The organism is Halomonas sp. WWR20 (genome assembly GCF_054602495.1).
In genome coordinates this window covers 662,470-677,311 of the sequence record NZ_JBTRHR010000001.1, presented here as the reverse complement: position 1 = coordinate 677,311, position 14,842 = coordinate 662,470, and the positions used below count along the sequence as shown (strand labels likewise).

Annotated in this window: 11 protein-coding genes; 7 read left to right on the top strand and 4 right to left on the bottom strand. The window is 59.3% G+C overall.

Features of this window, described 5'->3' with window-relative positions; genetic code table 11:
- Positions 1 to 192: 192 nt before the first annotated feature.
- Positions 193 to 1,644, bottom strand: a complete 1,452-nt coding sequence (gene mqo, locus ACW4DH_RS03125) for a malate dehydrogenase (quinone) (RefSeq protein ID WP_459634882.1) — start codon at positions 1,642 to 1,644, stop codon at positions 193 to 195.
- 506 nt (positions 1,645 to 2,150) lie between these two features.
- On the bottom strand, positions 2,151 to 2,831 hold the full coding sequence (locus ACW4DH_RS03120; RefSeq protein WP_459634881.1) for a histidinol-phosphatase: 681 nt from the start codon (positions 2,829 to 2,831) through the stop codon (positions 2,151 to 2,153).
- 261 nt (positions 2,832 to 3,092) lie between these two features.
- Here ACW4DH_RS03120 and ACW4DH_RS03115 point away from each other — a divergent pair, with 261 nt between their 5' ends.
- On the top strand, positions 3,093 to 3,587 hold the full coding sequence (locus ACW4DH_RS03115; protein WP_459634880.1) for an RNA pyrophosphohydrolase: 495 nt from the start codon (positions 3,093 to 3,095) through the stop codon (positions 3,585 to 3,587).
- Between the two features lie 84 nt (positions 3,588 to 3,671).
- Entirely contained in the window at positions 3,672 to 5,933 is a 2,262-nt protein-coding gene (gene ptsP, locus ACW4DH_RS03110; RefSeq protein ID WP_459634879.1) for a phosphoenolpyruvate--protein phosphotransferase, read from the top strand.
- Positions 5,934 to 5,951: 18 nt separating this feature from the next.
- On the opposite strand, the gene ACW4DH_RS03105 is transcribed toward ptsP, so the two are convergent.
- On the bottom strand, positions 5,952 to 6,716 hold the full coding sequence (locus ACW4DH_RS03105) for an NRDE family protein (protein ID WP_459634878.1): 765 nt from the start codon (positions 6,714 to 6,716) through the stop codon (positions 5,952 to 5,954).
- A 263-nt stretch (positions 6,717 to 6,979) separates the two neighbouring features.
- Here ACW4DH_RS03105 and lgt point away from each other — a divergent pair, with 263 nt between their 5' ends.
- The 5 genes from lgt to ACW4DH_RS03080 all read left to right on the top strand — a co-directional run bounded on the left by lgt (position 6,980) and on the right by ACW4DH_RS03080 (position 11,552).
- On the top strand, positions 6,980 to 7,783 hold the full coding sequence (gene lgt / locus ACW4DH_RS03100; RefSeq protein ID WP_459634877.1) for a prolipoprotein diacylglyceryl transferase: 804 nt from the start codon (positions 6,980 to 6,982) through the stop codon (positions 7,781 to 7,783).
- A 39-nt stretch (positions 7,784 to 7,822) separates the two neighbouring features.
- Entirely contained in the window at positions 7,823 to 8,617 is a 795-nt protein-coding gene (locus tag ACW4DH_RS03095; RefSeq protein ID WP_459634876.1) for a thymidylate synthase, read from the top strand.
- Positions 8,614 to 9,186: a dihydrofolate reductase gene (locus tag ACW4DH_RS03090; RefSeq protein ID WP_459634875.1), complete on the top strand. Its 573-nt coding sequence runs from the start codon at positions 8,614 to 8,616 to the stop codon at positions 9,184 to 9,186. The genes ACW4DH_RS03095 and ACW4DH_RS03090 overlap by 4 nt, the downstream gene beginning before the upstream one ends.
- Before the next feature lie 52 nt (positions 9,187 to 9,238).
- Positions 9,239 to 9,946, top strand: a complete 708-nt coding sequence (locus tag ACW4DH_RS03085) for a ProQ/FINO family protein (RefSeq protein ID WP_459634874.1) — start codon at positions 9,239 to 9,241, stop codon at positions 9,944 to 9,946.
- A gap of 505 nt (positions 9,947 to 10,451) precedes the next feature.
- Positions 10,452 to 11,552: a porin gene (locus tag ACW4DH_RS03080; RefSeq protein ID WP_459634873.1), complete on the top strand. Its 1,101-nt coding sequence runs from the start codon at positions 10,452 to 10,454 to the stop codon at positions 11,550 to 11,552.
- A 1,407-nt stretch (positions 11,553 to 12,959) separates the two neighbouring features.
- Here ACW4DH_RS03080 and ACW4DH_RS03075 read toward each other — a convergent pair.
- On the bottom strand, positions 12,960 to 14,432 hold the full coding sequence (locus ACW4DH_RS03075) for a catalase (protein ID WP_459634872.1): 1,473 nt from the start codon (positions 14,430 to 14,432) through the stop codon (positions 12,960 to 12,962).
- Positions 14,433 to 14,842 lie beyond the last annotated feature (410 nt).

Sequence of the window (14,842 nt, the reverse complement as noted above, 5' to 3'; positions counted from 1 at the left end):
TAACAGCGGAGCCGAGTTTGCTATAGCGTGGCGCTCAACGTAAGCGAAGGTTCTGGAAGTGTCTGGCCGTTGGCTGGGGCGCTGCATGAATCAACCCATGGGTCCACCGGCCTGAGGCCTCTGCGAGCCGAGCTTGGCCATGCCCGGCAGATAATACGATTACCGGGCATGGAAAAGGCGTGGTGGGGTTGATCAGGCGGCAGGGTCGGCCAGTTTGAGCGTGTGATGGGTACGGCGCTGTACGTCCCTGAGCAGATCGCCATCCTGCGCAAGTGCCTCGGCACGGGCAGGAACGACCTGCTGCAGGCGCTCCTGCCAGGCGGCGGAGGCAAACTTCTCGGGAAAACAGCGTGCGATCAGGTCGAGCATGATCGAAGCGGCGGTCGAGGCGCCGGGTGATGCACCCAACAGTGCGGCTAGGGAACCGTCGCTCGAAGCCACCAGCTCGGTGCCGAACTGCAGCATACCGACCTTATGCGGGTCCTTCTTGATGATCTGAACCCGCTGGCCGGCCACTTCGAGGCGCCAGTCGTCCGGGTCGGCTGCCGGATAGAAGACCTGAAGTTCCTCGACGCGCTGCTTGTGCGACAGGCGGACCTGTTCGAGCAGGTACTTGACCAGGCTGAAGTTGTCGCGCGCCACCGCCAGCATTGGTCCAAGATTGGATGAGCGGACCGACTTGACCAGGTCGAAAGCGGAACCGGCCTTCATGAACTTGGTGGTAAAGCCGGCGAAAGGCCCGAACAACAGCGAAGGCGTGCCGTCGACATTACGGGTGTCCAGGTGAGGAATCGACATGGGCGGCGCGCCGATAGCCGCCTTGCTGTATACCTTGGCGTTATGCTGGGACACGATCTCGGGCTTGTCGCAGCGCAGCCACTGTCCGCTAACCGGAAAGCCGGCGTAGCCCTTGGCTTCGGGGATACCGCTTTTCTGCAACAGATGTAGCGAAGCGCCACCGGCACCGAGAAATACAAAGCGTGAGCGCAGCACACGGCGTTTGCCGTCACGGATATCGATCTTGACGGTCCAGCTACCGTCTTTGTTGCGCTCGAGATCAGTAATGGTCTGGCCGGTGTTGACGCGGACCAGCTCGTTCGGCAGGGCTTCGAGGCGCTCGAGCATTTGCCGCGTCAGGGCGCCGAAATCGACATCGGTGCCGGCTTCGACGCGGGTCGCTGCAAATTTCTCGCCGGGCTTGCGGCCTTCCATCAACAGCGGTGCCCACTGGGCGATGACATCGGGATCTTCGGTGTAGCGCATCGCCTCGAAACAGGGATGACGATGCATGGCATCAAAGCGCGCACGCAGGAAATCAACATCCTTTTCGCCACGCACGAAGCTCATGTGCGGTACCGGATGGACGAAGCGGGAGGGATCGCCGAGGTCGCCGTGTTCCACCAGGTAGCTCCACAGCTGCTTGGATTCCTCGAACTTGGTGTTGGTCTGGATGGCCTTGTCGAGATCGATCGAGCCATCGGCTGCCTGAGGCGTGTAGTTCAGTTCGCACAGGCCGGCATGGCCGGTACCGGCATTGTTCCAGGCAAATGAACTTTCGCTGGCGGTGAAGTCGAGACGCTCGACGATCTCGATGCGTGCATCCGGTTCAAGCTCGTGCAGGAGTGTCGCAAGCGTTGCGCTCATGACTCCCGCCCCTACGAGTACGATGTCTACTGCCTCATCCATAATGTGTATCAACCATTAACGTAATCATCAAAGAATGTGTGTCGGTCATCCGGCGAAACGCATCGCGAGCCGACAAAATCGATGTTTGCTGCAAAGGAGACTGGCAGGTCCCATAGACGATCGGTATTGAAGCGCGGATGGAGTGGTTCCTTGTACTCATTGTCTATCTATGGCGTCTTGGCAGATGCCGATGTGCGACGAGGCGGCGCTCTGCGTACCGCAGGGTTTCAGTACGCCTGGGGCATGTGTGTCCCTGTTCGTGTCCTTGTGCTAGGCCATGATAATAACCTTTGCGCAGGGCAGGGCAAACGTATGGCGTCATTATATCGCGTTTGCTGACATTAGCCGTTATCCCTATGGAGGAGCTTAAGGTCGCTCCTCCCGCAAGGCCTGCCTGTCACCGATGTCCGTTCTGTTAAGGCTGTCTGGCCCTCGTTGAAGCCGCGAGCGCACTGGCAGCAGCGCTAGCGCCCGACGCTTTCCCTGGCCTGTTCGCGCAGGCTGATGATCCGCCAGCCTCGAGCCTGGGCGGTTTCGCGCAAGGTATCGTCGGGGTCGACCGCGACCGGATTATCCACATGTTCCAACAGCGCAATGTCGTTATGGGAGTCACTGTAGAACCAAGCGCCATCCAGTGTGACATCCTGCGAGGCCAGCCATTCGTTCAGCCGTGTCACCTTGCCTTCACGATAGCTCGGTGTGCCCTGAACGCGGCCCGTATAGCGGCCTTCCACCATTTCCGGCTCCACGGCAAGCAGGTGTTCGACGCCCAGGCGCTCGGCGATGGGGCCGGTAATGAAGCGATTGGTGGCGGTAATGATCAGCAACGTGTCACCCCGGCCGCGATGGCGGGCCAGGAGTTCCTCGGCCTTGATCAGAATATGCGGCTCGATCTTGCTGGCCATGAACTGTTGATGCCAGGCAGCCAACTGTTCCGGAGTATTGTCGACGAGTGGCTTGAGCGCCAGGGCCAGGTAGGCGTGAATGTCCAGGGTACCCTGCTGGTAATCGCGCAGAAATCTTTCGTTGGCTTCGCGATACGCTATCGGATCGACTGCGCCCTGCTCGACGAGGAATTCACCCCAGGCGTGATCGCTGTCACAGGAGAGCAACGTATTGTCGAGATCGAAGATGGCCAGGCTCAAGTAAGTTCCCCTTGCGTATGGTGTGGTGATGGCGCGGTGTCGATGCATGGCTGAAAGCATCGCGGATCGCCACTCGTGGGTGACGTTTGTCGATACCGGCAGACGCGAGCGAGCATGTCTCTGAAGCTGCGTGAAATTATTGCAGAGTCGTCGCGCGATGCCCACCGCTTGCTAGGGAAGAGGACCCGCCTTTTCGCGTATTGAAGCGCTTTCGGGCTTTGTGGAAGAATGGACGCAACATGGTTCTATAAGGTGACGTCCGTGATCGACGCTGACGGCTTTCGGCCCAACGTTGGCATTATCATTGCCAACCCTCACGGCCAACTGCTCTGGGCGCGTCGGGTGGGACAGAATGCATGGCAATTTCCACAAGGCGGGATCAAGGCGCACGAAACACCGCAACAGGCCCTTTACCGAGAGCTCCAGGAGGAAATCGGGCTCTGTGCGGAGGACGTCGAAGTCCTTGCCTGTACTCGTGGATGGCTGCGCTATCGTCTCCCGCGACGCATGGTTAGAACACATTCCTGGCCGGTATGCATTGGTCAGAAGCAGAAGTGGTTTTTACTCAAGATCCGCTGTCAGGACAGCCGGATATGTGTGGATACCACCCCCAAGCCGGAGTTCGATGGCTGGCGTTGGGTGAGTTACTGGTATCCCTTGGGACAGGTTGTGCCTTTTAAACGCGAGGTCTATCGCCGCGCGCTGCGTGAGTTGGCGCCTCGTGTGCATCGGTTGGCTGATGACAGCTTTCGTTAGCCCTATGGGCTGGCGAAGGCGCATTGGCTGATTGCCCGTTCACCTGTCGTATGACGTTTTGTCACGACAACAAGAAGAATGCCCATGCTCGATACCCTCCGCCGCATTGTCCAGGAGGTTAACGGAGCACGTAGCTTGGAGGCCGCCTTGGCCACCATGGTGCGTCGCATCCGCAAGGCGATGCGCACCGATGTCTGCTCTATCTATCTGTTCGACGCCGAGCGTGAGCGGCTGGTACTGATGGATACCATCGGCCTGCATACGCAGGCCGTGGGACTTGTCACGCTGGGCCTGGGCGAGGGCCTGGTGGGCCTCGTTGGCGAGCGTGAGGAGCCACTCAATCTCGAGGATGCCCCGGCGCATCCGCAGTTCCGCTATTTTGCCGAAACCGGTGAGGAGCGCTTCTCCAGCTTTTTGGGTGTGCCGATCATCCATCAGCGGCGCATGCTCGGTGTGCTGGTCGTGCAACAGCAGGACAAGCGGCGCTTCGATGAAGGCGATGAAGCGTTTCTGGTGACCATGGCGGCGCAGCTGGCCGGAGTGCTCGCCCATGCGCTGGCCACCGGCGCGTTGACGCGTCGCGCCCAGCCCGACGGGCAGGCGATATTTGCCGGCGTTCCCGCCTCGCCGGGCATGGTCATCGGCGAGGCTGTAGTGATTGCGCCGCCCGCCGACCTGGATAGCGTCCCCGACCTGATTCCCACTGATATCGATTTCGAGATCGCACGCCTGCGCGAGGCGATCGAACGGGTACGCGACCAGATCCAAAAGGCCGGGGCGCGGTTGGCGAGCCGTATCTCGGTTCAGGAAGTGGCGTTGTTCGATGTCTATCAGCAGATGTTGGGCGACGCCGCTCTGGGGCAGGAGGTCGAGAAGCGCATTCGTGAAGGTCAGTGGGCGCCCGGTGCACTGGCCGACGTGGTACGTCGCCACGTGCAGTATCTCGAACGGGTCGATGACAATTATCTGCGCGAACGTGCCGCGGATATCCGCGACCTGGGGCGGCGCGTACTTTCCCACCTGCAGGAGGACAGCCCGCAGAGCCCTGAAGCCTTTCCCGATCATACGATTCTCGTGGGTGACGAAATCAGTGCTGCGATGCTCGGCGAAGTGCCTCGCGAAAAGCTGGCAGGGCTGGTATCGGTGCGCGGCTCCAGTACTTCGCACGTGGCGATACTGGCGCGGGCGATGGGTATACCCACCATTCTGGGTATGGTCGATCTGCCGCTGCCACGTCTCAATGGCACGCGGGTAGTGCTGGACGGCCATCGCGGCCGCCTGTTCGTGCGCCCCAGTATTGAACTGGAGAACCGCTATCGCAGCCTGATTGCCGAGGAGCAGGCGCTGGCGGAGGTCCTCGAGCATGAGCAGCATCTGCCCAGCGAGACGCCTGATGGTTACGTCATGCCGCTGATGGTCAACACAGGGTTGGCGGTGGATGCCGTCGCCTTGCTCAAGTCGCGGGTCAGCGGCGTCGGGCTGTATCGTACGGAAGTGCCGTTCATGATGAACGAACGCTTTCCCAGTGAGCAGGAACAGATACGCATATATCGCGACCAACTGGCCGGTTTCGCGCCGTTGCCGGTGGTCATGCGTACTCTGGATATCGGTGGGGACAAGGATTTGCCCTATTTTCCCATCAATGAGGCCAACCCTTTCCTGGGCTGGAGAGGCATTCGTGTCACGCTGGATCATCCCGAAGTGCTGATGGTTCAGCTGCGCGCCATGCTGCGTGCCTCCCAGGGCCTCGACAACCTATGTGTCCTGCTGCCGATGATCTCCGGCGTCGAGGAGGTCGATACCGCCTTACGGTTGATGGATCGTGCCCAGAAAGAGCTGAGCGATGACGGTCTCGAGCTGGTGCGGCCCAAAGTCGGGGTCATGATCGAGGTGCCGGGGGTGCTGTACCAGTTGGAGCTGCTCGCGTCACGGGTCGATTTCTTTTCAGTCGGCAGCAACGACCTGACCCAGTACCTGCTGGCGGTGGATCGCAATAATCCACGGGTGGCGAGTCTCTACGATGCCTGTCACCCGGCGGTACTGACGGCATTGGCTCGGCTGGCCGAAGAGTCGGCGCGGCTGAAGATTTCCGCTTCGGTCTGCGGTGAGCTGGCCGGGGATCCGGCCGGGGCGTTGCTGCTGATGGGCATGGGGTTCGACGCGCTGTCGATGAATGCGCCAAGCCTGCCTCGCGTGCGCGCCGCCATTCGCCGCGTCACCTTGCCCAGTGCTCAGGCCCTGGTCAGCGAAACCTTGGCCTTGCCGACCACCGCGGCAATACGCAGTCACCTGCGTCAGCGCCTCGAAGAGTGGCAGCTGGCCCATCTGCTGCCGCCTCGGGATTAATCCGAAGCAAAGTGCTTTTCATGACTGAACGCGCATGTCGTCCCCGAGCCGTTGGCCATGAGGACCAAAGCGGCGCTCCTGCAGGGTGAGGGGGCCGTCGGCCTGCCACTCCACCAGTGTGGTGGCACGGGTGCCATAGGTCTCGCCGGTAATGAAAATGGGCGCCAGAAAGCGCTCCATTTCCTGAGACACACCGGTGTCCGGCAACGGCTCATCGGCGGGGATGTGGGTATCGCGCATCAGTTCCCAACTCTGGCGTTGCCAGTCCTGCGTGCGAAGAGCCTGCCGGAAACCATGGCTTGCCCGCGTCAGCTTTGGCCAAGGCGTATCCAGCGTGGCATTGGACAAGCCATGTACGCCGGGAGTTACCTCACTGAGCGTAGTGCCGGCCGGACCATGATGCAGATGCCACAGGCGCGAGCCATCGCCGGCCAGGAGATTGAACCAGGCATAGGCGCGGGCTTCGCCTTGAACCAGGGCATGCAGCCATGCCTCCAGTGAGGCACACTCAAGCGCCTCGTGCGCCAGGGCGCCCCGGCTGGGGCTCGCCTCGGGAACGCCATGATGCGGTGCGCGGACATTGGTCACTGCGACGAGGCGTCCGTAGAGCGAACCGGCTAGCCAAGTGCCGCCGGCTCGCAGGTCGCGTCCGCCAAAGATATGCGGTACGTCCTCCCAATAGCCCAAGGCCTGGCTGGGGCGAGTATGCATCTCGTCACGGTTGGCGGCGAGTCGAAGGCGCGTATCGTCCTGAGGGCGCCAGTCAAATACGATCAGACACATGGATATCAGCCTGGTAGTCGGGTTTACGCGTGCGACGTGAACGGACAGCCTAACGCTTGGACCCTGAAGCAGCCAGCGCCTCATGACAGCCTCGGGACGAGCGCGTAAACTCAGCGCAGCATCACGTCAGGCTTGGTAACGCCAGGCATTTCCCTGAAGCCTATCGCACCCATGCGCGCCATCAGCGGTCGCTTTCTCAGGCGGTCCCGCGAGGTCTGGCTGGGAGCACCGGTTCAGCAAACGCAAGAAGGTAAGGAGAACGCATGCTGGAGTACCCTCAGTTCGACCCGGTTGCCGTGGCGCTTGGGCCGCTCAAGGTCCACTGGTATGGCCTGATGTACGTGGTCGGATTCATCGGAGCCTGGTGGCTGGGACGTCAGCGCGCCGACAGGGTCGGACTGTCGCGTGACGATATCGGTGACATGCTGTTCTATGGCGCGTTGGGGGTGGTGCTGGGCGGGCGGCTCGGCTATGTGCTGTTTTACGGGTTCGATCGCTTTCTGGACAATCCGCTCTGGCTGTTTCAGGTCTGGGATGGTGGCATGAGCTTTCATGGTGGCTTGGCGGGGGTGCTGATCGCCGCCTTGCTGTTTGCCCGCAAGCACGGGCTGGCATTCCTCCAGCTGACCGATTTCATCGCGCCGCTAGTGCCCGTCGGTTTGGGGGCGGGGCGTATCGGCAATTTCATCAATCAGGAATTGCCGGGGCGCGTCAGCGATGTGCCCTGGGCCATGGTGTATCCCGGTATGGGGCCGCAAGCTCGGCATCCTTCGTCACTGTACGAGTTCGCTCTGGAGGGCGTGGTCATGTTCGCCATCCTATGGTGGTTCTCGAGCCAGCCCCGGCGGCGTGGTATGATTTCGGGTCTTTTTCTGGTGCTTTACGGGCTTTTCCGGTTCTGCGTGGAGTTCGTGCGTCTGCCCGACCCACAGCTCGGCTTCATCGCCTTCGGCTGGCTGACCATGGGCCAGTTGCTGAGCCTGCCCATGCTGCTGGCCGGGCTCGCGCTGATAGCCTGGTCGCGTCGTCAGCCGATCGACGATGCCCGTACCGCGTCAGCGAGCTGAACAGATTCTGATGTTTCATTTATTGCGACAGGCTTTGCCATGCAGCCCTATCTTGACCTGATGCGCCGGGTGCTTGAGTCCGGCACCGAAAAATCGGATAGAACCGGCGTCGGGACCCGCAGCGTCTTCGGGCACCAGATGCGTTTCGACCTGGCCGAAGGGTTTCCCCTGGTCACGACCAAGAAGCTTCACCTACGCTCGATCATTCATGAACTGCTGTGGTTCTTGCGCGGCGATACCAATATCGCTTATCTCAAGGAGCATGGCGTGCGTATCTGGGACGAGTGGGCCGATGAGAACGGCGAGCTGGGGCCGGTTTACGGTTATCAATGGCGTAGCTGGCCACGCCCCGATGGCGGGCACGTCGATCAGATATCCAATGTGGTCGAGCAGATCAGGCGTAATCCGGATTCGCGCCGGTTGATCGTCTCGGCCTGGAACCCGGCGCTGGTAGATGAAATGGCGCTCCCGCCCTGTCATGCGCTGTTTCAGTTCTATGTCGCCGAGGGGCGTCTGTCGTGTCAGCTTTATCAGCGCAGCGCCGATATCTTTCTCGGGGTGCCGTTCAATGTCGCCAGCTATGCACTGCTGACGCACATGATCGCTCAGGTCTGCGATCTGGCGCCCGGTGAATTCGTGCACACCCTGGGCGATGCGCACCTGTATCTCAATCATCTCGACCAGGCAAAGCTGCAATTGTCGCGTACGCCTCGGGACAGACCGCGGCTGGTGCTCAACCCCGATATTCACGACCTGTTCGCGTTTCGCTTCGAGGATATCGCGATCGAAGGATATGACCCGCATCCGCATATCAAGGCGGAGGTTGCCGTATGAGTGAGGTTCGTATCGAAACGTTGGTGCCGGTCGCGATGGTGGCGGCCTTGTCGCGCAATCGTGTCATCGGCGTCGATAATCAATTGCCCTGGTATCTTCCTGAGGATCTCAGGTTCTTCAAATCGGTGACGATGGGCAAGCCGCTGATCATGGGACGCAAGACCTTTGCCTCCATCGGCAAGCCCCTGCCGGGACGATTGAATATCGTGGTGACGCGGGACACGACATTTGCGCATGAGGGTGTTCGTGTCTGCCACGATCTGGCCAGCGCGCTGGAGCTGGCCGACCGGCAGGCGATTATCGATGGCGCCGAGGAGATCAGTGTCATCGGCGGCGGAGAGATATTCGCCCAGGCCATGCCCAGCGCAATGCGACTTTATCTCACCGAAGTCGACGTCGAAATCCCGGGCGATGCCTATTTTCCCGAGATTTCGCATGAGCAGTGGCTTGAGTCCCAGCGGGTGGCGGGGCAGGGCGGTGAAGGCCGTCCCGTTTACCATTTTGTGCGTTACGAGCGTCGAAATGACGTTGCCGAGAGTTGTCAGCGCGGCGAAGCTGACACAGACTGATAGCTGTCAACGCCACATCGGCTGTAGTGAAGCTCATGGAGATCGAGCCTTGATGTCGGAACGTGCCGGAATACTGCTGGACGCACTGGAGAAACAGGCAGATGCCAGCCTGGCCCAACTGGAAGCGACCCGCGCCAGGTTGCGGGCCCTGGAGGCGGAGAATCTCGCCCTACGCAAGGAGCTCGAGTCCCTCTCCGCGCAGATGAGATTGGGCACTGCCGAGCCAGTGCCGCCGGCATTGGCCGAGCAGGCGGAAACTGCGCTGGAGCCGGATCGCCGGCCAGAGAGTTCTGGCGTTGCGACCCAGCCCGCCCCCGAGTCTGCAGATGTCGCCTCAATGTCCCCTTCCGGTCCGGCACTCCAGAGCGATGCCTCCCCGCATGACGCGCCCACTCCTCAGGCGCTTTTGGCACAATGGTATCGGCGTTACCCCAAGACCTTTTTCAAAGGGCACACGCGACCGCTCAAGACGGGAATCCATCTTGAGCTTGCCGAGTGCGAACCGTGGTCGGAGAAACTGGTGCGCCGAGCCCTGGCCTGTTATGTCCACCTTCCACGCTATCTCAAGGCGGTACGCGCCGGAGCTGCACGGGTTGGCTTGAACGGTGAAGAGGCCGGTATCGTCAACGAGGATGAAGCCCTGCATGCCCGCAAGCAGCTAGAGTCCCTGCAACAGCAGCAGCAGGAGCGTGACCGCAAGAAGTCGGAGCAGCGCCTCGACCGTAAACTCGGCGAGTTGCTCTCCCGGCATGGTCATTGATGAGCCCTGCGTGGTGTAGATGACTCCCTGCCGTTTTATTGGCTGACCCGGAGAGACGGCCCGTGGTGATGGGCACTCTTGCCGGGGCCTGCTTGTGATCCGCACTTTGCGCGCTGCGTCGCATTCCCGCCGCCCACGTTCGCTGGCGTTGAAAACCTCGCCTTGCGCTCCACTCTCGAGATGGCCAGGATTAGGCGCGGCGTGGTTCATCCTTCTGTCATATCGGTGAACTATTGTCGGCACCCGGCATCATCGGTCTCTGCTCCGCCGTGATAAACTAGGGCGAAAGCTGCCTGGAACGGAATACGAAAACAGTGTTTTTTTCTTGTTGCGTTCCCGCTGGGACCGGTATAAGGTTGCTGGGCGAGCATTGGATAATAACAAGGCTTTTGTACTAGGCAGTCGGTTGTAGTGTTGCAATACAGGCCGTCATGCGAGTCGAGAGCCGACTGCATCTGCAGACACGATCGAACAGAACAGTAAGCTAGTTAAGGAACATATCGCGATGAAAAAGACGTTATTAGCGACTGCTATTGCTGGTGCCCTGGGCGCTTCCGCCGCTGCTCAGGCTGCGACTGTCTACAACCAGGACGGCACTCAGCTCGACATCTACGGCAACATCCAGATTGCTTACCGCAGCGTTGAGACTGCACAAGATGATGGGTCTGTAGAGTCCGCAGACGATGTCTTCGACAACGGTTCCACCATCGGTGTTTCCGGTCAGCACATCATCAACCCGGGCCTGACCGGCTACTTCAAGGCCGAGTGGGAACACAACGCCGACGAAGAGAAGACCAGCGGTGGCATCAACCGTGGCGACCAGTCTTACCTGGGCCTGCAGGGCAACTTCGGTGACGTCCGCCTGGGTTCCTGGGACGCGCTGATCGACGACTGGGTCGAAGATCCGATCTCCAACAACGAATACTTCGATGTGTCCGATAGCCCGTTGCGTAGTGACGATGGCATCAATACACAGAACAGTGTTGACCGTGAAGGCGACAAGCTGCAGTACCTGTCACCTTCCTTCAATGGTTTGCAGTTCGCCGTGGGTACTCAGTACAAGGGCGATGCTGAAGAAGAGAATGTCGACAGCTCTGGCAATGCTTCCTTCTACGGCGGTGCTAAATATGCTGTAGGCGCTTTCTCTGTTGCCGCAGTTTATGACAACCTCGATAATTACGATGGTGAAATCACCGGTAATACGGTTGATGCGACTGGTGAAGATTTCGACGCTGGCGATCAGTACGGTGTGACTTTCCAGTACACCATGAACACGCTGCGTGTTGCTCTGAAGTACGAGCGTTATGAGTCCGACTCCGCTTATGCTGACGAGAACCGCTATGCTCTGGGCGCTCGTTATGGCTACGGCTACGGTGATGTCTATGGTGCCTACCAGTACGTTGACGTAGGTGGCAGCAGCTTCGGCGACACCATCCGTGAAGGTACTGACAGCATCGGCGACAATGACGACTCCAACAACGAGATCGTCCTCGGCGCGACCTACAACATCTCTCCGGCGATGTACACCTTCATCGAAGGTGCCTGGTATGATCAGGATAGCGACGTTGGTGACGGTGTTGCCGTGGGTGCCGTCTACGCTTTCTAAGCGTCTGATGCCCCAAGCGATCATCAGTTGATCGCCATGCAAAAATAGAAGCCGGCCCCTGTTGGGGCCGGCTTTTCATTTCTTCGCTTTTACTTCAGTGGTCTCTCGCCCTTCTTACTTAACGCACTGCTGGCAGGGATCGTCTCTGAGTGAGCAAGCGCGTTGAATGGCCCATCCAGACGTAAAAAAGCCCATCAGTATATGACGGGCCAACGCAGAGCTCGTTAAAACGGATCGAGCAGGCTAGAAAAACTTCCGCGATGTTCTATTTCATGTCTTGACGCTGAAACCATTCGCCTCAGGTCGTCTGGCCTTGAGGAAACGGTGGCGAGTCTCTCCACGCGATAAATTATGACTTGCAGCAGCGTCGTATTCCGGTTGGCCTGAATGAAGCATGTCCGGCGTTAGCGTGATGGCTATTGGCTGGCGAGCGATGTCGTGTGTCTGTATCAGCCGCGTGGAGTGCTGCGTTCGGCGAGACTTGGAGTATGCCGCCATGCGGGTTTCCAGTGCGGATGCCTTGCAAGTGAACGCGCCGCAATCGGCACAGTAGACATCCTGTTGCGATGTAGCTTGGTCGGGAACTCTAAAGAGATGGCTCCGACAGACATCGCATTGCAATCCGAGGGGAAGTGTCATCATGAGTGCCGTTGTCCCTTCCTTGGGGCCATGCCCGGTGGCGATGGCGAGTCATGTTACGGCATGGTCTATGTACAGGCTTTGCTGAAGTGCTTCCTGCCCTTCAATAAAGCGTAGGCCTTCCATGGCCAGTGCGCGGGTGCCTTCGCGCTTCATCCCTGAACAAGCCCATTAGCGGGCTAAAATGCCCCAACCTGGGGTTGTGTCGTCGGGCGTCGTCTCCATGCTGCTCCTCAGCGCAAGTCTCCCAAACCCGAGAGACATTCCCCTTTCCCTGGGGAGAAGACGAACCAGCAGATCCATGCCGGTCTTTTCTTCCTTGAGAACGCCGCGACCGGTACTGCACACATCCTGTATGACAATTCCCGTCCTTGGGAGAGTACCGGTCGCGTAGGCCATCCTGGCCGTTCCCGTGCGCGCTCATCCTGAGGCGCTGGCAAGAGCGCATGTAACCGTTGCGCTCGGTAGTAACAATGGCATTGAAAATTGATTAGCGCAACCCTTAATGAGCCTAATTATTATTTAGGGTTTGGTTGAAGCGGGTATATGTATTTATATGGGTTATGGAACGGGCATTCAAAAAAACGCTTTGCAAGCGTGACCAGGCACTATCTGCCATAAGGGATTGATCGCCGGAAGCGGGAAGTCCGGTATTCGGGAAATCGCCTGGGCTCCGATAGCTTCGTCGGGTCTCTTGCGTCTATAGCCACGACGAAAACGCCCGCCGCCGATTGGGGCGGGCGCTAACGCTGACGATATCGTGCTGGGCTAGGCGAGGCCTTCCTGCAGGGTTTCCTCGACGTTGAGTTTCAATGCGGCGCGTATGCCGTTGGCATAGTCGGGGTGGACCTTGTCGAAGTGAGCCAGTTGGCGTTCGATGATGAATTCTGGGACGCCGCCCATGGCCGCCGCGATGTTGCCGAACAGCCGCTGACGCTGACCTTCGTCGAACATCTCAAACAGAGCGCGTGGTTGGCTGTAGTCGTCGTTACCTTCGCGATGATTGTAGCGATCCGCATCCCCTTCCAGCGGCAGCGGGGGCTCGGCGACATCGGGACGCTCTACCGGGCCACCGAAGGAGTTCGGCTCGTAATAGGCGTCGGGGATCGGGGCGTTGGTGAAAAAGCGCATCGGTCCATCGCGGTGATAGTGATGCACCGGACATTTCGGCCGGTTGACCGGCAGAGCTTCGTAGTGCGTTCCCAAGCGATAGCGGTGCGCATCGGCATAGGAGAAGACGCGGGCCTGGAGCATCTTGTCAGGCGAGAAGCCTACACCGGGAATCTTGTTCGACGGGCTGAAGGCGGCCTGTTCGATTTCGGCGAAGTAATTGTCCGGATTGCGGTTCAATTCCAGGATACCGACTTCGATCAGCGGAAAATCGGCATGCGGCCAGACCTTGGTCAGGTCGAACGGGTTGTAGGAAACCTGGCGTGACTGCTCTTCGCTCATGACCTGGATGCAGAAGCGCCACTTGGGGTAGTCACCGTTCTCGATGCTCGAGTAGAGGTCTTCCTGAGTGGACTCGCGAGTCTGGCCGACGACCTCGGCGGCTTCCTCGTTGGTCCAATGACGATGGCTCTGCAACGACTTGAAGTGGAACTTGACCCAGACTCGCTCACCGGCATCGTTAATCAGCGAATAGGTATGCGAGCCATAACCGTTCATGTGACGAACGGTCTGAGGCAGGCCGCGGTCCGACATCAGGATGGTGACCTGATGCAGCGACTCCGGTGACAGCGACCAGAAGTCCCACATTGCCGTGGGCGAACGCAGGTTGGTACGCGGGTGGCGCTTTTGGGTATGGATGAAGTCGGGAAATTTATACGGATCCCGAACGAAGAATACCGGGGTATTGTTACCCACGATGTCCCAGTTACCTTCCTCGGTATAGAACTTTAGCGAGAAGCCGCGGACGTCACGCTCGGCATCGGCGGCACCGGCTTCCCCGGCTACGGTGGAAAAGCGCGCCAACACCGGGGTCTGCTTGCCGACTTCGGCGAAAAGCTTGGCTCGCGTGTATCGGGTCACGTCCTGGGTAACGGTAAAGATGCCGTGTGCCCCCCAGCCCTTGGCATGTACGGCACGCTCGGGAATACGCTCACGGTTCTGATGCGTCAGCTTTTCGATCAGTTGATAATCTTCCAGCAGCAGCGGTCCGCGGGGCCCTGCGCTGAGGCTGTTCTGATTGTCGGCGATTGGTGCGCCTGCTGAAGTTGTCAGTGTCCTGCGATCGGTCATGTTCATGCTCCAATGATGTTCCCGCGGTGCGTTCCGCTTACGTTGGTTAGGTTATTACTATTAAAATTGTCGTTACAATCATATTTTGCTATTTATGTGATAGAAGGTGCGCCATCGCGGAGTGGCTCAAAGACCTGTCGAGTAACATTTCAGTACACAGGTTTACTTGCTAAAAAAACGGCTATTGTCTGAACTGATCTATACCAGAGGAGGGACTTAGGCGTATGGATACGCCTCCCTACGCTAAGGTGCCTGTTATCGGCGCATCGTCGATCAGGGTTATTGCCCACTCTGTTTAGGCAGTATTTCTTTCAAAGGCACTTTGGGCGCTTGAGCCTAATCGAATCCAGGCTCAGCCATCGCGGAGCGAGGTACGCAAGTTTCGCGTGGCCGTCCAGAAGCCATCGAGG

What these genes read in the sequence shown, in the direction of transcription:
- ACW4DH_RS03080 (WP_459634873.1), top strand. Translation starts at nt 10,452, where the DNA reads ATGAAAAAGACGTTATTAGCGACTGCTATTGCTGGTGCCCTGGGCGCT.
- ptsP (WP_459634879.1), top strand. Translation starts at nt 3,672, where the DNA reads ATGCTCGATACCCTCCGCCGCATTGTCCAGGAGGTTAACGGAGCACGT.
- lgt (WP_459634877.1), top strand. Translation starts at nt 6,980, where the DNA reads ATGCTGGAGTACCCTCAGTTCGACCCGGTTGCCGTGGCGCTTGGGCCG.
- ACW4DH_RS03105 (WP_459634878.1), bottom strand. Translation starts at nt 6,716, where the DNA reads ATGTGTCTGATCGTATTTGACTGGCGCCCTCAGGACGATACGCGCCTT.
- ACW4DH_RS03075 (WP_459634872.1), bottom strand. Translation starts at nt 14,432, where the DNA reads ATGACCGATCGCAGGACACTGACAACTTCAGCAGGCGCACCAATCGCC.
- ACW4DH_RS03090 (WP_459634875.1), top strand. Translation starts at nt 8,614, where the DNA reads ATGAGTGAGGTTCGTATCGAAACGTTGGTGCCGGTCGCGATGGTGGCG.
- ACW4DH_RS03095 (WP_459634876.1), top strand. Translation starts at nt 7,823, where the DNA reads ATGCAGCCCTATCTTGACCTGATGCGCCGGGTGCTTGAGTCCGGCACC.
- ACW4DH_RS03085 (WP_459634874.1), top strand. Translation starts at nt 9,239, where the DNA reads ATGTCGGAACGTGCCGGAATACTGCTGGACGCACTGGAGAAACAGGCA.
- mqo (WP_459634882.1), bottom strand. Translation starts at nt 1,644, where the DNA reads ATGAGCGCAACGCTTGCGACACTCCTGCACGAGCTTGAACCGGATGCA.